A 20,056-nucleotide genomic window follows, 5' to 3' on the forward strand; every position below is an offset into this window, starting at 1 on the left:
TCACCATCCGCCCCGTCATCAACCTCAACGACCACTGCAACGGCAGCGAAGACACCGGCCACCACGGTCACCAGGGGCCAGACCCCTACGTCCCCACCTTCCTCACCGCCGAGAAAGTCCGCCTCCGCAACCCCACCTGCGTCTTCCCCCACTGCACAAAGAAGTCCAGGTCCTGCGACCTCGACCACCTCACCGCCCACACCAGAACCGGCATCACCTGCGAATGCAACCTCGCACCCCTATGCCGACACCACCACCAGCTCAAGACCCACGCCGGCTGGACCTACCAACAACTCACCCCCGGCACCTTCCTCTGGCACGAACCCCACGGCCAAACGATGCTCGTCACCCCCAACGGCACAAGCGACCTCACCGACCCCTGAACCCTGATCCACCGATGATCGCCGGGATCCTCGCCAGCGCCGAGGAGCCCGCCGGCTGGGCAGGGTGACCCTGCGGGACAGGATCACTAGGACCCAAGCCCGGGTCGCGTCAATGGTCGGCGCGGGTCCAGCAGCCGGCATCTGGATCAGGGCTCAGGCAAGCACCCGTTCGCCACGGATGTCGTCGACGTGCAGGGGCGATCCACTGGGGAGCCCGGGCAGGGATCCAGGGAGAAGGGCGACCGGCCGACCAGAGCTCCGCCACGGTGGAGGAGTCCTCGACGCGATGTGCCGTTCGGCTACACACGACGGCCCAGCCCGAGAATGTTCCCTGGTCAAGGTCGTCCGCCTCCTGCGACGCAGCCTGCCCGGAAGTACGCCGTCTCGCCGTCGGCCCATGGAGCCGCTGCGTCCCGTGCCCTGGCTGCCGACGAGCCGTCAATGCCTCTCGGCGTCGAGCCGCTCGAAGGTCCGTGAGTCCCGGACCGAGGCGCTCAACGGCCCCCGGGGTGGTGCGGGGACAATAGGGACGAGTCATCTCCCTGCGCCCACTGAGGACCTGTCATGAGGCTCCGCCCCCTCGTCCTTTCCAGCGCCGCCCTGATCGCCGCGATCGGGCTCGGCGCGTGCTCCGGCTCCGCCGACGAAAATAGCCCCGCCGATCCGGCGGACATCCAGGCGACCAAGTCGATCAACATTCCGGGCGTCACCCCGACGGAGCCCGCCGGGACCGACGAGTCGACGGTCCCGCCGACCAGGGAGGCGCCGTACGAGGCTGACCTCGAGATCGTCATCGCGGGCGACGAGATGGCACCGAATGCCGTAGAGATCTCCGTCGGTCGCGGGGAGACCGTCCTGATCTCCTTCGACTCCGACCGCGCGGGCGAGCTGCACGTCCACTCCAAGCCCGAGCAGTACGTCGAGTTCGCGGCGGGTACGTCCCAGCAGGAGCTCATCATCGACGTCCCCGGGCAGGTCGAGGTCGAGGACCACGAAACCGGTGCGGTGGTCGCGGTCATCTCGGTCAGGTAGCAGCTGTCGCAGCCCAGCCCGCTGACCGGCAGGGCAGAGTGCTCTCGCGCTCTTGGCTCCGGTCTTGGCGATGTCACCCGGTGTCCCGACGTGCCCTCAGGGCCGAGCCGCGCCCTCGCACCCGCCGCGGCGGGGACGTCCGACTGTCGTCACGGGACGTTAGGCCCTGATCGCGTCCCGTGGGCAGTGCTTGCCTGGGAAGAGGCGGAGGACCTCCTCCGTGGACAACGAGCACCGCTGCTCGAGCCGAGCAAGACAAGGGAGTGATGACGTGGAGATCCAGATCAACACCGACAGGCACGTCGCCGTCGATGACCAGCTCCGTGACCGCATCCAGACCGAGGTGGACAGCATGCTCGAGCACTTCGAGCACTCGGTGACCCGGGTCGAGGTCCACTTCCGCGACGAGAGCGCCGGCCGGACCGTCGGCGACCACATCAGGTGCCTGCTGGAGGCGCGGCCCTCTGGCCAGGAGCCCCTGACCGTCGAAGCCGGCGCCGGCACCGCCACCGAGGCCCTCGTGGGCGCAGTCGACAAGCTCGACGCTCGTCTACAGCACACGTTCGACCGGCTGGCAGACATGGGGCTGCGGGCCACGATACGTGGCCGCTAAGGGTGCGGCAGAACGTTTCGGGACGAGTCGGCCAGGCCGTGAGCGAGTGCTCGCCGCCCGCCCACTGACGGGCGGCGTCGAGAAGGACGCTGCATGGCCGGCTCGGCTGACAGGCTGTCCCCATGACCCGGGTCTCGCTGTCGCGCCTGCCGGGGGAGCGCGTGCTGGTGGTCGAGGGTGCCGAGGAGCGCGTCCTGGAGGCGCCCGACCTGCCGGCGTACGTCGGCGCGCGCGAGGTCGAGGGCCCCGACGGCCCGCGCTGGGTCTGGGACGACACCGCGCGGTGGGCGCCGATGCTCCTGGCGGCCGGTGTGCGGGTGCAGCGCTGCCACGACCTGCGCCTGTGCCACCACCTGCTGCGGCGCGCGCCGGCCGCGGACGACCGGCTGTTGGAGGGGGAGCAGTCGGAGCACTGGGACCGGCTCGGGCCGAGCACGCCGTCTGACCCCGCGCTGTTCTCGGTGGACGATGCCGCCGAGCACCTGCGTGCCGACCTCGAGGACTCGCGGCAGCTGGCTGCCGTGGCCGCGTCGCAGGAAGCGTCCCGGTTGGGGCTGCTGCTGGCCGCCGAGTCGTCGGGCGCAGGGGTGGCGGCCGAGATGTCCCACGCCGGGGTGCCGTGGCGCGCCGACGTGCACGATCGGCTGCTCACCGACCTGCTGGGGCCACGTCCGCCGCGCGGGGGCCGGCCGCAGGTGCTCGAGGCGCTGGTCGCCGAGGTGCGTGCCGCGTTCGGCGCCCCGGCTCTCAACCCCGACTCGCGGCCCGAGCTGCTGGCGGCGCTGCGTCGGGCCGGGCTCGACGTGACCGACACACGGGCATCGTCCCTGCGGGGGCTGGACCACCCGGGCATCCCCCTCCTGCTGCGTCACAAGCAGCTCTCCCACCTGTTCCAGACCAACGGGTGGGCCTGGACGGACCGCTGGGTGCGTGGCGACCGGTTCCGCCCGTCCTACCAGCCGGCGGGCTCGACCACGGGCCGGTGGTCGAGCAACGGCGGGGGAGCGCTGTCGTTCCCCGTGCAGGTCCGGCCGGCGGCCGTGGCGGACGACGGCTGGACCTTCGTGGTCGCCGACGTCGCGCAGCTCGAGCCGCGCGTGCTCGCCGGCATGAGCGGCGATCGCGAGCTGGCCCGGTCGGCCCGCGGCGCCGACCTCTACCGCGGCATGGTGGAGGATGGCGCCGTCGCGAGCCGCAACGACGCCAAGCTCGGCCTGCTCGGCGCGATGTACGGCGCCACGAGCGGGGAGAGCGGTCGCCTGGTCGCGGGGCTGACCCGGCGCTATCCCGACGCCTTCGGACTCGTCGAGGAAGCCGCCCGTGCCGGTGAGCGTGGGCAGGTCGTGCGCACGCTCCTGGGACGTGGCTCGCCGGGGCTGGGGGAGGTGTGGGACCGCGACCCCGACGACCCGCCGGCCGATCCCGACAGCCAGACCCGCTACCGACGTGCCTACGGCCGCTTCACCCGCAACTTCGTCGTGCAGGGCACGGGCGCCGAGTGGGCGCTGTGCTGGATCGCCGACCTGCGCAACCGGTTGTGGCGCCTGGGCGGCACCGGCTCCCTCATCGAGCGGCCGCACCTGGTCTTCTTCCTCCACGACGAGGTCGTCGTCCACACCCCGGTCGCTCTCGCGGACGCTGTGGCTGAGCAGACCAGGCAGGCCGCCGAGACGGCCGGCGGCCTGCTGTTTCGCGACCTGAGCATCGACTTCCCGCTCACCATCTCGGTCGTGCGGTCCTACGCGGAGGCGGGCAAGCCGGGGGCTGCCGTCAGCCCCGCATGAGCCCCACGACCTCGCGGCTTCCACCAGCATGGCGTCATTCGTGCGGCCCGGGGACGACGTGGTCCCGGAGGGGACATCGGGTGATCCCGCGCCGACGGAGAAGGTGATCTGCGCGGTGACCGGATGCCCGTCCTCGGAGACCGCGCGCACCGCGGTCGTCCAGGTGCCGTCCGGTCCGCCGGGCCGCACCTCCTGGGTGACCACGGTGCCGTCGACGGCCGGTGTGACGACGGCGGCAGCGGCGCTCCCGTCGGGAGCGGTGACCACGACGTACGCCGGCGACACCATTGGCTCGCTGAACTCGAAGGAGACGCTGGTAGGCCGTGACCGCACCCGCGAGCAGGGAGGTCCGGTGCACCGGAGCAGTCACAGCAGCGTGCTCCAGTAGTCCCAGAACCGCACCAGGGCCAGCACGAGGACCAGCACCAGACCGCGATCGGGATCGTCACGCCCCAGACGACCAGGCACCACGGGCACAGGGCGCCGATGCGATAGAGGCTCTGGAACGCGAGCCAGTACACCAGCGCCACGGGCCCCATGCGGACCTTGCCGGGGAAACCGAGGTCGTCAGCGAGTTGATCGCAAGTGCATCAGTTCACTCCTTGACATGCCCCGCTTCCCATCCGGCGTCCGAACTGTCACTGTGGGGGAGTCACGTCGCCTGGGGCGACCGTCCTCGAGGCCGGATCACCACTCGTTCGTGCTTGTGGGTCATCGTTCCCGTCCAGCGAGGCGGGGACGGTGGTGCCGCAGTCGGGATGGCCAGGTCGAGGCGCGGACGAACCGTTCGAGTTCTCCACCATCGGATCCCCGCACCGCTAGGATTCGCCCCTGATGTCGAGCCGCCCGGTGCGTACCCTGATCGTCTCTGATCGGGACCTGATCTTTCACGGTCTCGTGGCGCTGCTCGCTGCCCACGGCGACCAGGTCGAGCTCCTCGACCGGCGCCACGGCCTCGACGCCGACGTCCACGTCATCGTTCTCGACGCTGTCTCCTACGGGGGGCCGCAGCTGTTCGTCCCGACGTCGCCGGCGGGCCCGCGTCCCGCCGTGGTGGTGCTGGCCCCGCACGTGCATCGCGTTCCTGGCGGTCGGGGCCGGGCCGCGCCCACCGGCAGCGAGGGCGTCGTCTTTCTCACGGTGACGAGCGAAGAGCTCGTGAGCAAGATCCGTGCTGCCGCGCTGACTCCCGAGGACGACCGGAGCGTCGGTGCGCTGGACGGGCGCCTCCTGCTCCTGCACCGCGGTGGCGGCCTGAGCGCGCGCGAGGTCGAGGTCATCGGACTGATCGCGCTCGGCCTGAGCAACCAGGAGATCTCCGCGCGCCTCTACCTCAGCATCAACTCGGTCAAGACCTACGTGCGCACGGCCTACCGCAAGATGGGGGTCGGCACCCGTAGTCAGGCCGTGGGCTGGGCTCTGTCGCGGGGGTTCCCCACCCGATCGGCGGAGGACGACGCGTTGACCTCGGCAAATACTTAACTTTGCGATAGTTCAGGTATAAACTGAACTCGTGCCCGTCCTCTATCCCCTCATCGGTGACGTCGTCGGCTCCCGCTCGATCGCCGACCGTGCCGGCTTCCAGCGGCGGCTCGCCGAGGTGCTCGACGACGTCTCGGGTCTGCTCTCCCCGGTGCAGGCGCTCGAGACGACCGTCGGTGACGAGTTCCAGGGCGCCTTCGCAGGCGTCGCGGACGCCGCCCTGGCCGCACTCCTGGTCCGGCTCGCCCTGCTTCCCGACGCCGACGTGCGCTGCGGCCTCGGCCACGGCGAGGTGACGGTGCACGGTCAGGAGCGACGCCCGTTGCTGCAGGACGGTCCGGGCTGGTGGACGGCACGTGACGCCCTCGACATGCTGGGCCGGCCCCGCCGCGCCGCGCAGCGGACCTGGTACGTCGGTCCTGACGACGGCCGCGTCAACGCCTTCCTGCTAGCCCGTGACGCCCTGGTCGACCGCCTGGGCGAGCGAGGCTGGCGACTGCTCGCGGCGGCTTTGTCGGGGGCCAGCCAGACCGAGATCGCAGCAGCAGAGGGGATCAGCAAGTCGGCCGTGAGCCAACAGTTCGCCCGCGGTGTCGGTGCCGTGCGCGATGCTCATCGCAGCTTCGCAGCGGACCCTGCCGACGGGGCAGCTGCTGACGCTGATGAAGCGGAGGGGGAGACGTGAGCCTGGTGCTGCTGGGCCTGTGGCTGGCCGCGATCGGGGTCGGTGACCTCCTGCGCGCCTCCCACGACGTGGTCACGCTGCGCCGGCTCGGCGCCTGCCTGGGGGCCGCCGTCGCCGTGTTGTTCCTGGGTCTGGTGCTGCTCGCGCCCGGCTTCGCGCGCGGGCTGGTGCTCCTGGTCCTGCTCGGCGCCTTCGTGGCGGCCTGGCTGGCGGCCTCCACCTGGGCGCTCGACCCGCGGCGCAGCGGTCGCGAGCGTGACCTGGCGCGGGCAGGGGCCTTCACCGCGCTCGCCATCGGTGCGCTGACGGCGACGCTCGGCGTCCAGCTGATCGACTCACCGCTGGTCTGGCCGGACGTCGTGGACCGCACCATCACGTCGCGCTGGCCGGCCTCCGACCTCGTGGTCGCGCTCGGCGTCGTGGCCGCCCAGCTGGTGACAGCCAACATCGTGGTGCGGCTCCTGCTCGACGCCGTCGGCGTGCCGGCGACGACCAACGAGAAGCAGCTCAAGGGCGGTCGCGTCCTCGGCCCGATGGAGCGCATCTTCATCGTCGGCCTGGGATCCCTGGGCGAGCTCACCGCGGCCGCGATCGTGGTCGCCGCCAAGGGGCTGCTGCGCTTCCCGAGCTGCAGCGCGCCCAGCAGCAGAGCCTGCCGGTCGACGGGCCGAGCGACGTCACCGAATACTTCCTGATCGGCAGCTTTGCCAGCTGGCTGCTCGCGCTCGGCGGGGCTGCGCTGATCTACCTCGCGTGACGCCCGCGTCGAGCCGGGAACCGAGCCGCCCTAGACTCGCCGCCCATGACGTGGAAGCGGCCGGTCCCCCTCGTCGGAGACCGTACGACGGCAGCCGAGCGGGCTGCCGACGTCGCGGCCTGGGCGTTCTCCGAGGAGGCGCGCGGGTCGTTCTACGAGGTGCTCGCCGCTCGCCGCGACATCCGCCGCTTCCGACCCGACGCGGTCGACCCTGACGTGCTGGAGCGGGTGCTGTCGGCGGCACACGCAGCACCCTCCGTGGGCCACAGCCAGCCGTGGCGCTTCATCGTCGTGTCCCGTCCCGAGACCCGCGAGCGGGCCGCCCGGATGGCCGACGAGCACCGGCTGCGCCAGGCGCGTGAGCTCGACCCCGACTCCGCGCGACGACTCCTCGACCTGCAGCTCGAGGGCATCCGGGAGGCACCCCTGGGCGTCGTGGTGGCCTGCGACCGGCGCACCCCTGCCGCGGGCGTGCTGGGCCGCGCCACCTTCCCCGACTCCGATCTCTGGTCCTGCGCGACCGCGATCCAGAACCTCTGGCTGGCGGCCCGCGCCGAGGGGCTCGGCGTCGGCTGGGTGACCCTCTTCGACCCTGTCGAGCTCGAGGGCCTGCTGGGTCTGCCGGAGGGCGTGGTGACTCTCGGCTGGCTGTGCCTGGGCTGGCCCGACGAGCGCCCCCCCGCCCCGGGTCTCCAGCGTGCGGGCTGGTCGCACAAGCGGCCGCTCAGCGAGGTCGTGCTGGCCGAGCGCTGGAGCGAGGACGCTTCCGCTCCGCCCGAATCCCACCTGCGCGCGCCCGACCGGAGCGAGGTTGTGGGCGTCCGTGACGAGGCGGATGTGCTGCTCACCCCACCGGGGTCGCTCGGGGTGCTGGACCGCTACGTCGACCGGGTCGAGGCCGTCCTGCGACACCGCGTTCCTGGGGGCACGAGCAACCAGGACCGCGACCAGGGCCAGGACGGGGACAGGAACGGGGACCGGGGCCCGAGCGGCGCGCTGCTCCTGGCCGTCGGACGCCACCCGGTCACCGCCTGGGGTGTCTCGGCCTTCGCCGACGACGTCACCGACGAGGTGCTGGCGGCCAGCCTGGTGGGGGAGTCGGTCGGGGCCGCCACCGCGCGATCGACCGGCCTGGAGCTCCGGGTGTGTGACGCCGGCACGTCCACCGGCGACCTGGTGCACACCGATGCCCTCACCCCGGCCCGGGTCGAGGAGCTGCTGGGCCACGGCCGTCGCCTCGGCGCCGAGATCGCCCGGCACCATGGGGTGCTCGCGCTGGGCGAGGTCGGCATCGGCAACACGACCGTCGCGGCCGCCCTCACCGCGGCCTTGCTGGACCTGTCGGCGACCGAGGTGGTCGGGCTGGGCGCCGGCGCCGACTCAGGGATCCTCGACCGCAAGACCTGGGTCGTCGACCAGGCCCTCGCCCGGGCACGGGACCAGCACGCCGGCACCCGCCGGATCGGCGCCACGGAGGCGCTGGCCTGTGTCGGCGGCCCCGAGACCTGCCTCCTCGCCGGTGCTGTGCTGGGCGCCGCGGCCCACGGCACCGTCACCGTGCTCGACGGGCTCGCCACCAGCGTCGCCGGCCTGGTCGCGGTCGAGCTCGAGCCCGGCGCCGCGGCCTACCTCGTTGCCGGCCAGCGCAGCCGGGAGCGCGCGCACGCGGCGGTGCTCGAGCACCTGGGGCTCGAGCCGCTCCTCGACCTGCGGATGCGGGCCGGCGAGGGGGTGGGCGCTGCCCTCGCGGCCGGGATGCTGCTCACCGCGATCGACGTACGACGCCGCACGGGTCGCACGACCTCCACCGCCGACCGCTGAGGCCGGCCCCATGGCGGCCCCATGGCGGCCCGGGAGTGGATGTCGCGGCGGGCTGGTCGTGGGTCAAGCCGTGATCGCGTCGCCCTTATCGTCGAGCGTCGTCGCGCCCAGGAGCACGTCGCGCCGCGCGACCAGCGCGGAGACGGTGTCGAGGAATCGCACGGTGCTGTCACCGACCTGGAGGTCGTCGAAGTAGTGGTGCCGCATCGCCACCCGGGCGAGGTGGTGCTCGTCGTGGTCGAGCCGGGCCGCGACGAGGGCCGTGAGCGCGGCCTGGTCCTGCTCGTCGATGACGTCGGCGCAACGGCTCACGGGCACGTCGCGGCGCAGCCGGTCGGCGTCGTGGTGGCGGTCGGTGATGAAGATCGGCTTGTCCGTGCGCAGGTAGAGCCAGTCGAGACCCACGGACGACACGTCGGTGACCATGGCGTCGCAGTCGGGCATGATCGCCAGGATGTCACCGACGGTGACGGCCACGTGGCCGCCGTCGGGATCGCGACGGGCTGCGTCGCCCACCAGGGCGAGGATGTCGAGGTGAGCCGTGCGCACGGCAGACGTGGTGCTGGTGACGACCTTGGGGTGGGGCTTGTAGACCAGTCGCACGTCGGGGGCGTCCAGGATGGCGCGCACGAGTTCGACGCCGCGGGTGTCCACGGAGGTGTAGTCGTTGTAGTCGGCATCGCCCTCCCAGGTGGGGGCGTAGATGACCGTACGACGGGTGCTCGGCACCAGCAGCGGCGTCGGGCGCAGGTCGAGCTGGGGTCGTCCGATGCGCACCAGGCGGCTGGTGTCGAACTCCATCAGGCCCAGGACATGGCGCTCGACAGCCGCCTTGCCCGCGACGAAGACGCGGTCGTAGGCCTTGGCGTTGTTGCTCGCCATGGACTGCTTGTCGCTCTCGCCGTGGTTGATGTGCACGTGGAGCAACCGGGCGTCGATCAACGACTGGAAGTTGAGGATCGAGTTGTTGCAGTAGAGGACCAGCTTGGCGTCGAGTCGTGCGTAGAGGTCCGTCAGGTCGGGGAACGACGGGGCCTCGAAGACGGGCAGCGTCGTGCGGGTGCGAAGGACGACCGCGGACTCGGGGTCGCGGACGACGATGCCCACCGGGTGGGCAGCGTGGAGCACCTCGAGGACGGGGAGCCACTGGACCAGCTGGTAGGTCCGGGTGGGGTCGTCGGCGAAGTAGGCGATGACCGAGACTTCGTGCACTTGAGAATTCTACGCCGCGACGCGTCAGGACGTCCTCGCCCGGGTGGGTGGGACGCGGTCGGGACCACCGACCGCTTCGATCGCCGCCCTAGCATCGGGACATGCCCCCACGCTCCCCGCTACCGCCGCGCCACGGGCTCAGCGCTGCCTGGGTGCGGACGCCGGACCGCGAGCAGCCCGGCGGGACTCCCGCGCCGTGGTCGACGATGGGCGAGTGGCTGGGCGCGAAGCTGGGTGGGCGCACGGAGGTCGTCGCCGAGATGCTGTCCGAGGCCCGCTTCGTCTACGACGACCTGCGGTCCGTGGCGGGTGAGGACCCCTACCTGCCCCACACGTTCGTGTGGTTCCACCGGGACCTGCGCGACGAGGTGGTGGTGCCGGGCGAGATCCGGGTCGTGCACCGCGACGAGCGGATCCTGGTCATCGACAAGCCGGCCTTCCTCTCCACCATCCCGCGGGGCCGGCACGTGCAGCAGAGCGTCGTGGTCCGGCTGCGCGACGAGCTGGGCCTGCCCGAGCTGTCGCCCCTGCACCGGCTCGACCGCATCACCTCGGGCCTGCTGCTCCTCGCGACCGAGAAGCGCTGGCGCGGCGCCTACCAGGTGATGTTCGAGCACGGCACCGTCCGCAAGACCTACCGGGCGCTGGCGCCGTGGCGCGCCGACCTGGAGCTGCCCCAGACGGTCCGCGACCACCTCCGCAAGGTGCGGGGCACGTGGCAGGGCGAGGTCGTGCCCGGTGCTCCCGTCAACGCCGAGACCCTGGTCGAGCTCGAGGAGCGGGTGCCCGACGACGCTGAGGTCGACGAGGACGGGGACCTGGCCGTCTACCGGCTCACGCCGCGCACCGGGCGCACCCACCAGCTGCGCCTGCACCTGCACGGCCTCGGGATCCCGATCATGGGAGATCCGCTCTACCCGGTCGTGCGCGAGACGTCGCTCGACGACTTCAGCCGCCCCTTGCAGCTGCTGGCCGCCGAGCTGGCCTTCACCGACCCCGTCGACGGGAGCGCGCGGTCCTTCGCCAGCAGCCGGAGCCTGCCGATCCCGCCACCCTGATCCTCCTCCCTGATCCGACTCCTGGCCCCGCCTTCCTGGGCGACGAGGGTCGGGCGCCATGACCTGGACCCATCGGCTTGCCCTCGACGGGTTGCGGAGCATCGCGGTCTACCTGGTCCTGCTCTTCCAGCGGGTCTCACCTGGTTCGAGGGCGGCTTCATCGGGGTCGGACCTCTTCTTCGTCCTGTCCGGGTTCCTGGTCGCCTCGATCCTGCTGACCGGCGGTGGGGGACCAGATCTGGGAGCGGCTCGTCGCGACCGGACTGATGACCGGGTGAGCGGCTCAGCCCAGGAGCGCCGCGACCTCCGGCGAGGCGTAGAACGGTGCGAGCTGCTCGCGCAGCAGCCGCTCGAGGTCGCCGGACTCCTCGAGCGCGGTGAGCACGCCGGGGGCGATCCGGACCAGGTCGGCGACCAGGTCGGCCCGGTCGAGGTCGAGCTCGGCGAGGAGTTCGGTGGGCGTGTAGCCGCCGAAGCGCTCGAAGAACGCCTCGACCACCGCGTCGGACAGCCGGGCGACCCGCTCGTGCACCAGGGTGCTGATCGCCAGGTCGTGCACGGCGTCGACGACGCCGGAGACCTCCTCGGTGCTCACGTGCTCGCCGAGACCGCCGATCGGCTCCTGGGCGACCAGGTCCCACACCTGCAGCATGGCCTCGCGGGTGGTCGGGTCCTGGAGGGTCTCGACGATGATCCGGTTGAGGCGTCGTACGGCGAAGGTCCCGCCCTTGCCGACCGTGTCACCGATGAGCCCCTCGAGCTGCTTGTCGGCCGCACCGACCATCTTGCTGGCGGCGCTGGTGCCGAAGGACATCAGCGAGCCGAGGCCCGGGACCTTGTCGGCGACGGCCTTGTTGGCCTGGAGCACCTCGGCGACGACGCGGCCCATGAAGCGCGAGGCCATCGTGCCCACGAGCGGGCTGGCGGTGAGGTGCTCGAGGGCCCGCTCGAGCACCGGGCTCAGCGCAAGCAGCTCGTCGAGGAGGACCTCGACCTGGTCGCGGTCGACCACGTCTCCGAGCGGGTAGGCCTCCTCGGGGCCGTCGTGGACGACCTGGACGGCGAGCTCGACGATGGCGCTCACCGCGGCGCTGCTCGGCACGGTCGCGAGCGAGCGGGTGACGATGTCCTTGACCGCCTCGCGGTCCACGAGGCCGTCGATCTGCTGGGTGCCGGAGGCATCCAGCAGGCTCTCGGCGAGGCCCGTGACCGTCGCGTCGAGCTGCTCGCCGTGGAGCCGGTCGAGGTGGAAGCGCACCTGCGCGTCGAGCAGCTGTTGGGCGAGGGTCTCGGCAGGGGTGGGCACGAGGAGAACCTACGGGACCCTCAGCAGGCCGTCCCGCGGTCCACCGAGAGGACGGCGCCGGTCACCGAGGCGGCGGCGTCGGAAGCGAGGTAGGCGACGGCGTCCGCGATGTGGCGCGCCGGCATGAAGCCGTAGCGCGCCCCCGCAGTCTCGCTGAGCAGGCCCCAGTCGAGCACGGTGTCGGTGTGCTCTGCCGCCGCGGCCATGGGCAGGTCGGTCTCCACGCCGCCGGGGCACACGGTGTTGACCCGGATGCCATCTGCGGCCAGCTCGAGGGCGAGCGACTTCATCAGCATGATGACGCCACCCTTGGAAGCGCAGTAGGCGGCTTGGTAAGGCTGGGCGCGCAGCCCCGCGATCGAGGCGATGGTGACGATGGCGCCGCGGCTCTCGCGCAGGTGGGGGTACGCCGCGTGGCTCATCAGCATGGGTCCCGTCAGGTTGACGCCCAGGTGACGCTGCCAGGTCGCGACGTCGAGGTCCTCGAACCGTCGGAACTGGTCGATGCCGGCCACGTTGACCAGCACGTCCAGGCCGCCCAGCTGCTTGGCGGCGGCGTCGACGGCCGTGGCGACCGAGCCGGCGTCGCTGACGTCGCACGGGTGGACGCCCTCGGCCTCGCGCAGGTCGACGCCGACCACGCGGCCGCCCTCCTCGGTGAGCAGGTCCACGGTCGCGCGACCGATCCCGCCTGCCGCGCCGGTGACCAGCACCCGCTTGCCCTCGAACCGTGCTCCCATGTCCTGCTCCGTCCGCTTGTCCTCGACGGTCCTCGTCGGGACCGCGAGGCATCCTCGCAGGACGGTGCGGCAGGCTGGTGGCATGTCCGGCCACGACGCACCGCTCAGCGAGCGTCTCGCCTCGTGGCTCGAGGACCTCGACCTCACCGGTCAGCTGACCGCGGCCGGGTTGCCCACCTTCGTGCGCGACGCCCCCGACGGGCTCGCGGTGTGGACCGACCCGCTGACCGGGTCGCCGCTGGCAGCCGACCAGCTCGAGCAGCTGGACCGGCTGCTGCGCGAGGAGGGGACCGAGCCCGAGCACGCCGTGCCGGTCGCCCTGGTGCTGATGGCGCGTCAGGCACGGCTGCGCGAGGAGCTGCTGGCGAGCCCGTGGTTGGGCTACGAGGCGCTCGCGCAGGTGCGGGGGGCGTCGGTCAACGCGACCCGCTTCGCGGTGCACAAGGCGGCGGGGGAGCACCGGTTGCTGGTGGTCGCGACCGAGCTGCGCACGGTCGTGCCGGCCTTCCAGCTGGACGCGACCGGCCAGTCGAGACCCGATCTTGCCGGCGTGCTCGCGCCGCTCCTGGCCGCCGGCATGGACCCGTGGCGGGCATGGGCGTGGCTGACGCAGCCCGCTGCGCTCCTCGGCGGCCTCGTGCCGGAGCAGGCCGTGCTCGACGCCGAGGACGCCGCGCTGGTGCGGCACGCCGCGGTGCGGCTGGCCGAGCGGGTCACTGCCCGCCCCTGAGTCGCCCAGTCCTTCGATCGCCCAGTCGCCTGGGCCGCGCCGGCCCGTCAGACGACGACGGCGCCGGGCGGCAGCACCGGCGTACGACCGAGCTCGCTGCGCGCGATGGAGCGCAGGTGCACCTCGTCGGGGCCGTCGAAGAGGCGCATGGCGCGGTGCCAGCCGTACATCGCAGCCAGGGGGGTGACGTCGGTGATCCCGGCGCCGCCGTGGACCTGGATGGCACGGTCGATCACGGCGGTGGCGGCGCGAGGCACGGCGACCTTGGCCATGGCGACGAGGTCCTTGGCCGCCTTGTTGCCCTCGGTGTCGATGACCTGGCAGGCGCGGTAGCAGAGCAGGCGGGCCTGCTCGATCTCCAGGCGCGACTCGGCGATCTGTTGGCGTACGACGCCCTGGTCGGCGAGCGGGGCCCCGAAGGCGACCCGAGACCGGGCCCGCTCGACCAGCAGGGCGAGCGCGCGCTCGGCAGCGCCGAGGGCCCGCATGCAGTGGTGGATCCGTCCCGGACCGAGCCGGGCCTGGGCGGCCGCGAAGCCACCGCCCTCCTCGCCGATGACGTTGGTGACGGGCACTCGCACGTCCTCGAAGGTGACCAGGGCGTGACCGTGCTGGTCGTGGTGGCCGAAGACCGGCAGGTCCCGCACGATCGTGACACCGGGGGTGTCGCGCGGCACGATGACCATCGACTGCTGGCGGTGGGTGGCGGCCTCGGGGTCGGTCTTGCCCATGACGATCATGACCGAGCAACGCGGGTCCATGGCGCCGCTGGTCCACCACTTGCGACCGTTGATCACGTAGTCGTCACCGTCGCGCTCGATGCGCGTCGCGATGTTGGTCGCGTCGCTGCTGGCGACGTCGGGCTCGGTCATCGCGAAGGCGGAGCGGATCTCACCCGCGAGCAGCGGCTCGAGCCAGGTGGCCTTCTGGTCCTCGGTGCCCAGCAGGTGCAGCAGCTCCATGTTGCCGGTGTCGGGCGCCTGGCAGTTGATCGCCTCGGGGCCGAGGTCGTTGCTCCAGCCGGAGAGCTCGGCGATCGGGGCGTACTCGAGCTGCGTGAGCCCGGACTCCGAGGGGAGGAAGAGGTTCCACAGCCCGAGCTCGCGGGCCTCTGCCTTCAGCCGCTCGATGACGGGCGGGACGGTGTGGCCGTCGGGCCCGTCAGCGGCTCGGTGCGCGGCGTAGTCCGCCTCGGCAGGAAGGACCCGGTCACGCATGAACCCCTCCATCGCCGTGCGGAGCTCGAGTGCGCGGGCCGAGGGCGAGGGAATGGTGTGGTCGGTCACCGGGGCAGTGTAGGGCTCAGCCGAGAGGGGCGGTGAGCTCGAGGTTGATGTCGTCGGGGTCCTGGAAGGAGAGGATCGCCAGCCCGGCGTCCTCCAGCACGCTGACCTCGCCGTGCGGGATGCCGGCTTCGTCGAGAGCGGCCGCAGCCTGCTTCAGCGCGTCGAGGTCCGCGACGATGAAGCTGACGTGGTCGAGGCCCGTGCAGCTCGAGTCGAAGCTCTGCGAGCCGACCGGGCGCAGGCCGAACAGGGTGCCCTGCGGGGTCTGGTAGACGACGCCGCCGTAGAACTGCTCCTGCGACTCCGTCACACCCGGCTCGTCGACGTGCTCCGAGGTGTCGATGGCGGCCGGCCAGCCGAAGACGGTGTCGTAGAACTCCTTGGACCGCTTGATGTCGGTGACCGTGAGACGGACGTGGGCATAGCCGTTCGATGCGATGAGTGCCATGCCTCGACGGTACCCACGTGGTCCTGCGTCACGCGGTGAGTCGTACGTCGCGCAGCAGCCACCGTCGTACGGCCTCGGCCAGGGAGCGCTCGGTGAGCTCGTCGAGCGGGACCACGAGTCGCGGGGGTGCGGCCCGGCCGGGAGTCACGAGGAGCGTGCCCTCGAGCCAGGCTCGGTGGGCGGCGACGCGCTCGCCGGGTGCGACGGTGTGGTCGTTGTGCGTGACCACCTGGACCTCGCGCCCGTCGCTGAGCTCGCCGGTCAGGGTGGTGTCGATGGCCGTCCACGTGTCGTGGGTGCGGAAGGAGATCGTCGTGGTGACGGTCAGGGGGTGGGGGTCCATGGGTCCGCTCCTCGGCTCGACGTCATCGTCATCGTGGGTGACGCGGGTGTCGTGACCTCTACGTCACGGTGGACATCGGCACACCGGGCCCCGAACTGAGGGATTCCTGGCCCCCTCGGGTCGGGAGCTCAGATCGCGACGACGGCGTCGTGGCAGTCGCAGAAGGACGGGATGACCTCGTCCGGGGCGAGCTCGTAGGCGCACAGCAGGGGGAACGAGACGTCGCGGCGCAGCTCGTTCCAGCAGGCCTCGAGCTCCAGGGCGAGGTGGTCGTCGCCCCGACGCGAGTAGAGGTCGACGCTCTCGCCGTAGACGCGCACGGTGCGCCAGCGCCTGCTGACCGCGCGGACGGGCGCCTCGATCAGGGTGGCGAAGCGCTCGGGGTCGATGTTGTCGCGGGGGGCGAGGTCGCGGTGCAGCTCATCGGCGTCGAGCGCGACGTACTGCCCGGAGGCGATCGCCCCGTGCGGGTCGATCCCGAGGGCCGTGAGGCCCGCTTGGAGAAGGTCGTGGTGGGCTGGGGTCGCGGCGACGACGACGGCCTCGCCGGCGACGAGGCCGTGAGCGACGTACGTCGTGAGGTCGCGCGCCATGCAGTCGGAGACGGTCCAGAAGGCGACGGAGTGGCCGACATACGCCACGTCACGGCCGGTCACGGGCGCATCCGAGGTGGGCAGTGCGGCGAAGGTGGCGGTGAACCGTGCCCCGCCGTCGTGCGTGTAGGACACGCTGCCGCCCATGGCCTCGCAGAGCTGGCGGGCGATCAGGAGCCCCAGCCCGCTGCCGCCCAGACCAGGGGAGGAGGCGCCCCGGACGTAGGCGTCGAAGAGGGTGTCGACGAGGTCGTCGGGCACGCCGGGTCCGTCGTCGCTGACAGCAAGGTGGACGACGCTGCCGGCCCGGGTGGCGCTGACGCGCACCTGGGCGCCGCCGTAGCGCAGGGCGTTGGTCACCAGGTTGTCGAGGACCTGGGTCACGCGCAGCGGGTCGGCGAGCGCGACGGCGTTGTCGTGGAGGTCCAGGACGACCTGGGTGTCGCCGGGCAGGTCGCCCCCCTCCAGGGCGTCGCGGCACAGGGTCGCCAGGGAGACCGGTTGCAGCGACAGGGCGAGGTCGCCCCGCTCCACCTGGTGACTGGTCGTGAGGTCTGCCAGGAGGCGCCCCAGCATGTCGCTGCGCCGGACGAGCATGGCCGTCAGGTTGGCGCGCATGGCAGGCGGCAGCGACTCGTCGTGCTCGTGCAGCTGCTGCGCCGCGCCCCGCAGGACCAGCGCGGTGTTGCGCATGTCGTGGATCAGCTGTGCTTCGTGATCTTGCATGACCGGGGCTCCTCCCCTGTCCACGACCATCCTCCCGCTTCACCAGGCCGGCATCCCCCGAAGGTGCGAGGGCACCTGGCCCGATGTGACTAGGCCGAGTCGGCGCGATGTCGCAACCGCCCGCTGCAACATCGCGCCGACTCGGCTCTGAGACGATGACCCGCATGAGGTTCACCGAGCACGAGATGACGGTGGCCGTCGACACGGTGGCCCGACGGCTGCATGCCGCCACCCGCCCGCCGTGGCGCCGCGGTGACGCCGTCGCGGCGTACGACGGGCTCGAGCGGATGAAGAAGTGGCGCCTCAAGGTGACCGCGGGCGAGGTCGTCCTGCCGGTGCTGACGGCCCTGCCCGAGCGCCCGACGGTGGGGGCGAAGCCGGAGTTCACCGAGGCCGAGCTCACCGCGGCGGCGCAGACCGCCGGCCGCGACGTGATGGAGCACCGCAAGCCCGGTGCGTGGGACGCGATGCCGGCCAAGCGGCGCGATCGCGTGCTCGCCACCGCCGTCGAGCTGACCCGGGTGGCTGTGGACGGGATGCCGGTGCGTCAGGACCCGGACGCGCTGATCGTCCCCGATCACCTCTAGGCCGTCGGTAGGCCGTCGGTAGGCCGGTCGCGCGCCGGTCGGCTCACAACCCGTCGAGGTGCTCCTGCATGCTCTTCGCGACCTTGTCGGCGAGGACCTTGAGTCCGAGCGGCATGAGCGGCTCGGCGAGCTTGGCAGCCCCGTGCAGCTCGAACTGCGCGTGGTAGGTCACGGCCGTCCCTGCCGCGTCGCGGGCGAAGGTGATCGTGTCGAGCAGGCCCAGCGAGTCGCCGGCGTCGCCCTTGAGCTGCAGGCGTTCCAGGGGCACGCACTCGGTGACGACGTAGTGCACCTCGCTCTCGTGGCCGAGGAACGTCGAGACGTTCGTGTAGGTCGTGCCCACGCCGCCGTCGCCGGCCGTGCGGGTGGTCGTGACGGTGGGCGGGTCCCACTCCTCGGTCGTGGTGAAGTCGGACAGGTAGGCCCAGACCTTCTCGATCGGCTGGTGGGTCGTGATGGTGCGTTCGACGCTCGGCATGCGGTGTCTCCCTGGGGTTGGTGGGCTGCCTGTTCCGGTGACCCTTCACCGATGGGGCAAACTCGTCGTGCGAGATTGGGCGGTGTGTGGGAGATCTCGACGACCGAGCGCCCCCGCGCCTTCGTGCTCAGCCACGACGGGCGCGACCAGTCGCACGTCGACCTCGACGACCCGATCTACCTCGCCTTCGACTACGTGCGCCGCATGGGCGACGTCGTCGACGCCGCCGCGCCGAGCGGGCAGCCGCTGCGGGTCGTGCACGTCGGGGGAGCGGCGATGACCCTGGCGCGCTACGTCGCGGCGACGCGGCCGACGTCGGCACAGGTCGTGCTCGAGCCCGACGTCGAGGTGACCGAGCTGGTGCGCGCCGAGCTGCCGCTGCCGCGCCGCAGCGGGATCAAGGTGCGCCCCGTGGACGGGGCGTCCGGGGTGGCGGCGCTGCGCGACGGGCAGGCGGACCTCCTCGTCCTCGATGCCTACGCCGAGGGGCAGGTCCCAGCGGACCTGGTCACGGTCGCGCACTTCGAGAAGGTCGCGCGGGTGCTGGCGCCTGCGGGCCTCTACCTGCTCAACCTCTCCGACCGTGCTCCGTTCGCGCACTCGCGTCGGGTGGTGGCCGGCCTGCGCGCCGTGTTCGCCGACATCGCCCTCGGCGCCGAGACCCCGACCCTGCGCGGCCGCCGCGGCGGCAACCTGCTCGTGCTGGCCTCCCGCGCGCCGGTGCCCGTCGCGGCCCTGAGGGCGCAGGCGGCGCGCTCGCCGTCGCCGTACAAGGTGCTCGACGCGGCCCAGGTGAGCGACTCGTTCGGCGGCGGGACACCGTTCGGATGAGCGCGGCCGGGAAGAGTGAGGACCCTCACGTCGCGGTCGAGACGCTCCGACCACTACGGTTAGCCTGTCCTAACGAACCACCGGATAGGAACCCCCCTGTGAAGCGCTCCACTGTCGTCGTGTCCCTCCTGCTGCTGACCTCGGTCGCCGCGAGCGGGTGCTCCGGCGACGACGGTCCCTCCATCACGGTCTACAACGCCCAGCACGAGCAGCTGCTCGAGGAGATCGCGCCGCTCTTCGAGGAGGAGACCGGCATCGAGGTCGAGCTCCGCAACGGCAAGGACGCAGAGATGGCCGCCCAGCTGGTCCAGGAGGGCGACGCCTCTCCCGCCGACGTGTTCCTCACCGAGAACTCCCCGGCGATGTCCGCGGTCGAGAGGGCCGGTCTCTTCGCCGAGCTCGGTGAGGAGGCAACGGCAGCGATCCCCGAGCAGTACCGGCCCACCAGCGGTCTCTGGACCGGCTTCGTGGCGCGCTCGACGGTGCTCTTCTACAACCCCGACCTCGTCGACGAGGCAGACCTCCCGGAGTCGATCCTCGACCTCGCGGACCCGGCGTACGACGGCCTGGTCTCGTTCTCGCCCACGGGAGCGGACTTCCAGGCGATCGTCGCCGCCGTCCTCGAGCTCGAGGGCGAGGACGCCACCCGGGCCTGGCTGGCCGGGCTCCAGGCCAACGGCACGGTCTACGACGGCAACAACGTGGTGCTCGAGTCGGTCAACGCCGGTGAGTCCGCGATGGGCATCGCCTACCACTACTACTGGTACCGCGACCAGGCCGAGAGCGGCGAGGTCAGCGACAACACCGAGGTGCACTTCTTCGGTGACCAGGACCCCGGAGCGTTCCTCAGCGTCTCCGGTGCCGGCGTCCTCGCGTCGAGCGACAACCCGACCGAGGCCGAGCAGTTCGTGGAGTTCCTCACCAGCGAGGAGGGCCAGCAGGCCCTGGCCGACAGCTATGCCCTGGAGTACCCGCTCAACCCCGCGGTCCAGCTCGCCCCTCCGGTCAAGCCGCTCAGCGAGCTCCAGCCGCCGGTGATCAACGTGTCCGACCTCGACGGTGACACGGTGGTCGACCTGATGACTGAAGCCGGGTTCCTCTGAGCCTGGTCGAGCCCCCGGTCCGCGAGACCCGCCCCACGTCCCGCCCGGTCAGGCTCCG

General features: G+C 71.9%; 21 protein-coding genes and 2 pseudogenes. 13 read left to right on the top strand and 10 right to left on the bottom strand.

Going from position 1 to position 20,056, the window contains the following annotated elements:
- The 4 genes from BM204_RS22865 to BM204_RS20875 all read left to right on the top strand — a co-directional run.
- Nucleotides 1-383: HNH endonuclease signature motif containing protein (locus BM204_RS22865; protein WP_177223733.1), on the top strand; the 383-nt coding region annotated here is incomplete at its 5' end.
- A 564-nt stretch (nt 384-947) separates the two neighbouring features.
- Entirely contained in the window at nt 948-1,415 is a 468-nt protein-coding gene (locus tag BM204_RS20865) for a hypothetical protein (protein ID WP_091117391.1), read from the top strand.
- Between the two features lie 271 nt (nt 1,416-1,686).
- A complete protein-coding gene (locus tag BM204_RS20870; RefSeq protein ID WP_170259303.1) occupies nt 1,687-2,028 on the top strand; it encodes an HPF/RaiA family ribosome-associated protein in 342 nt (113 codons plus the stop codon).
- 122 nt (nt 2,029-2,150) lie between these two features.
- Nucleotides 2,151-3,812 carry a bifunctional 3'-5' exonuclease/DNA polymerase gene (locus BM204_RS20875; RefSeq protein ID WP_091117395.1) on the top strand — a complete coding sequence of 554 codons (1,662 nt, stop codon included), beginning with the start codon at nt 2,151-2,153 and terminating at the stop codon, nt 3,810-3,812.
- Nucleotides 3,813-3,962: 150 nt separating this feature from the next.
- Here the strand turns inward: BM204_RS20875 and BM204_RS23600 are convergent.
- Nucleotides 3,963-4,100 (bottom strand): annotated as a pseudogene (locus BM204_RS23600) (hypothetical protein); the annotation flags it as partial.
- Between the two features lie 185 nt (nt 4,101-4,285).
- Nucleotides 4,286-4,351: pseudogene (locus BM204_RS23605) on the bottom strand (hypothetical protein); the annotation flags it as partial.
- Between the two features lie 295 nt (nt 4,352-4,646).
- On the opposite strand from BM204_RS23605, the gene BM204_RS20890 reads away from it, so the two are divergent.
- The 4 genes from BM204_RS20890 to bluB all read left to right on the top strand — a co-directional run bounded on the left by BM204_RS20890 (nt 4,647) and on the right by bluB (nt 8,557).
- Nucleotides 4,647-5,294 carry a helix-turn-helix transcriptional regulator gene (locus BM204_RS20890; protein ID WP_091117397.1) on the top strand — a complete coding sequence of 216 codons (648 nt, stop codon included), beginning with the start codon at nt 4,647-4,649 and terminating at the stop codon, nt 5,292-5,294.
- Nucleotides 5,295-5,325: 31 nt separating this feature from the next.
- Entirely contained in the window at nt 5,326-5,979 is a 654-nt protein-coding gene (locus tag BM204_RS20895) for a SatD family protein (protein WP_091117399.1), read from the top strand.
- Entirely contained in the window at nt 5,976-6,674 is a 699-nt protein-coding gene (locus BM204_RS20900; RefSeq protein ID WP_091117401.1) for a hypothetical protein, read from the top strand. Before BM204_RS20895 ends, BM204_RS20900 begins: the two co-directional genes overlap by 4 nt.
- Nucleotides 6,675-6,781: 107 nt before the next feature.
- A complete protein-coding gene (gene bluB / locus BM204_RS20905; protein WP_091117402.1) occupies nt 6,782-8,557 on the top strand; it encodes a 5,6-dimethylbenzimidazole synthase in 1,776 nt (591 codons plus the stop codon).
- A gap of 63 nt (nt 8,558-8,620) precedes the next feature.
- Here the strand turns inward: bluB and BM204_RS20910 are convergent, their stop codons facing one another.
- Complete coding sequence (locus tag BM204_RS20910) at nt 8,621-9,769, bottom strand: CDP-glycerol glycerophosphotransferase family protein (protein ID WP_091117403.1); 1,149 nt, start codon at nt 9,767-9,769, stop codon at nt 8,621-8,623.
- Between the two features lie 206 nt (nt 9,770-9,975).
- Between BM204_RS20910 and BM204_RS20915 the strand changes: the two genes are divergently transcribed.
- Entirely contained in the window at nt 9,976-10,827 is an 852-nt protein-coding gene (locus BM204_RS20915; protein WP_218031369.1) for a pseudouridine synthase, read from the top strand.
- A 283-nt stretch (nt 10,828-11,110) separates the two neighbouring features.
- On the opposite strand, the gene BM204_RS20920 is transcribed toward BM204_RS20915, so the two are convergent.
- Both BM204_RS20920 and BM204_RS20925 read right to left on the bottom strand, forming a co-directional pair.
- Complete coding sequence (locus BM204_RS20920; protein ID WP_091117406.1) at nt 11,111-12,133, bottom strand: hypothetical protein; 1,023 nt, start codon at nt 12,131-12,133, stop codon at nt 11,111-11,113.
- Between the two features lie 20 nt (nt 12,134-12,153).
- A complete protein-coding gene (locus BM204_RS20925) occupies nt 12,154-12,873 on the bottom strand; it encodes an SDR family NAD(P)-dependent oxidoreductase (protein WP_170259302.1) in 720 nt (239 codons plus the stop codon).
- Between the two features lie 82 nt (nt 12,874-12,955).
- Here BM204_RS20925 and BM204_RS20930 point away from each other — a divergent pair, with 82 nt between their 5' ends.
- Nucleotides 12,956-13,603 (top strand): hypothetical protein, encoded by a 648-nt coding sequence (locus BM204_RS20930; RefSeq protein ID WP_091117409.1) that lies wholly within the window; start codon nt 12,956-12,958, stop codon nt 13,601-13,603.
- Nucleotides 13,604-13,650: 47 nt separating this feature from the next.
- Here the strand turns inward: BM204_RS20930 and BM204_RS20935 are convergent, their stop codons facing one another.
- The 4 genes from BM204_RS20935 to BM204_RS20950 all read right to left on the bottom strand — a co-directional run bounded on the left by BM204_RS20935 (nt 13,651) and on the right by BM204_RS20950 (nt 16,999).
- Entirely contained in the window at nt 13,651-14,889 is a 1,239-nt protein-coding gene (locus tag BM204_RS20935) for an acyl-CoA dehydrogenase family protein (RefSeq protein ID WP_246166580.1), read from the bottom strand.
- Nucleotides 14,890-14,905: 16 nt separating this feature from the next.
- On the bottom strand, nt 14,906-15,337 hold the full coding sequence (locus BM204_RS20940; RefSeq protein ID WP_091117411.1) for a VOC family protein: 432 nt from the start codon (nt 15,335-15,337) through the stop codon (nt 14,906-14,908).
- A gap of 28 nt (nt 15,338-15,365) precedes the next feature.
- On the bottom strand, nt 15,366-15,680 hold the full coding sequence (locus BM204_RS20945) for a hypothetical protein (protein ID WP_091117412.1): 315 nt from the start codon (nt 15,678-15,680) through the stop codon (nt 15,366-15,368).
- Nucleotides 15,681-15,808: 128 nt separating this feature from the next.
- Nucleotides 15,809-16,999: an ATP-binding protein gene (locus BM204_RS20950; protein ID WP_170259301.1), complete on the bottom strand. Its 1,191-nt coding sequence runs from the start codon at nt 16,997-16,999 to the stop codon at nt 15,809-15,811.
- Nucleotides 17,000-17,163: 164 nt separating this feature from the next.
- Here BM204_RS20950 and BM204_RS20955 point away from each other — a divergent pair, with 164 nt between their 5' ends.
- Nucleotides 17,164-17,586, top strand: a complete 423-nt coding sequence (locus BM204_RS20955) for a hypothetical protein (protein ID WP_091117416.1) — start codon at nt 17,164-17,166, stop codon at nt 17,584-17,586.
- Between the two features lie 43 nt (nt 17,587-17,629).
- On the opposite strand, the gene BM204_RS20960 is transcribed toward BM204_RS20955, so the two are convergent.
- Complete coding sequence (locus BM204_RS20960) at nt 17,630-18,064, bottom strand: SRPBCC family protein (RefSeq protein ID WP_091117417.1); 435 nt, start codon at nt 18,062-18,064, stop codon at nt 17,630-17,632.
- A gap of 84 nt (nt 18,065-18,148) precedes the next feature.
- Between BM204_RS20960 and BM204_RS20965 the strand changes: the two genes are divergently transcribed.
- Both BM204_RS20965 and BM204_RS20970 read left to right on the top strand, forming a co-directional pair.
- Nucleotides 18,149-18,895, top strand: coding sequence for a spermidine synthase (locus BM204_RS20965; protein WP_246166579.1), 747 nt, complete (start codon nt 18,149-18,151; stop codon nt 18,893-18,895).
- A gap of 98 nt (nt 18,896-18,993) precedes the next feature.
- Nucleotides 18,994-19,998 carry an iron ABC transporter substrate-binding protein gene (locus tag BM204_RS20970; RefSeq protein WP_246166578.1) on the top strand — a complete coding sequence of 335 codons (1,005 nt, stop codon included), beginning with the start codon at nt 18,994-18,996 and terminating at the stop codon, nt 19,996-19,998.
- Nucleotides 19,999-20,056: the final 58 nt, after the last annotated feature.

This window comes from Nocardioides psychrotolerans, from assembly GCF_900113685.1.
Classification (GTDB): domain Bacteria; phylum Actinomycetota; class Actinomycetes; order Propionibacteriales; family Nocardioidaceae; genus Nocardioides; species Nocardioides psychrotolerans.

Excerpts from the sequence above, each read along its gene's own strand:
- BM204_RS20915 (WP_218031369.1), top strand. The coding sequence starts at position 9,976 with ATGGGCGAGTGGCTGGGCGCGAAGCTGGGTGGGCGCACGGAGGTCGTC.
- BM204_RS20875 (WP_091117395.1), top strand. The coding sequence starts at position 2,151 with ATGACCCGGGTCTCGCTGTCGCGCCTGCCGGGGGAGCGCGTGCTGGTG.
- BM204_RS20945 (WP_091117412.1), bottom strand. The coding sequence starts at position 15,680 with ATGGACCCCCACCCCCTGACCGTCACCACGACGATCTCCTTCCGCACC.
- BM204_RS20960 (WP_091117417.1), bottom strand. The coding sequence starts at position 18,064 with ATGCCGAGCGTCGAACGCACCATCACGACCCACCAGCCGATCGAGAAG.
- BM204_RS20955 (WP_091117416.1), top strand. The coding sequence starts at position 17,164 with ATGAGGTTCACCGAGCACGAGATGACGGTGGCCGTCGACACGGTGGCC.
- BM204_RS20930 (WP_091117409.1), top strand. The coding sequence starts at position 12,956 with ATGTCCGGCCACGACGCACCGCTCAGCGAGCGTCTCGCCTCGTGGCTC.
- BM204_RS20950 (WP_170259301.1), bottom strand. The coding sequence starts at position 16,999 with ATGCAAGATCACGAAGCACAGCTGATCCACGACATGCGCAACACCGCG.
- BM204_RS20890 (WP_091117397.1), top strand. The coding sequence starts at position 4,647 with ATGTCGAGCCGCCCGGTGCGTACCCTGATCGTCTCTGATCGGGACCTG.
- BM204_RS20865 (WP_091117391.1), top strand. The coding sequence starts at position 948 with ATGAGGCTCCGCCCCCTCGTCCTTTCCAGCGCCGCCCTGATCGCCGCG.
- BM204_RS20940 (WP_091117411.1), bottom strand. The coding sequence starts at position 15,337 with ATGGCACTCATCGCATCGAACGGCTATGCCCACGTCCGTCTCACGGTC.
- BM204_RS20925 (WP_170259302.1), bottom strand. The coding sequence starts at position 12,873 with ATGGGAGCACGGTTCGAGGGCAAGCGGGTGCTGGTCACCGGCGCGGCA.
- bluB (WP_091117402.1), top strand. The coding sequence starts at position 6,782 with ATGACGTGGAAGCGGCCGGTCCCCCTCGTCGGAGACCGTACGACGGCA.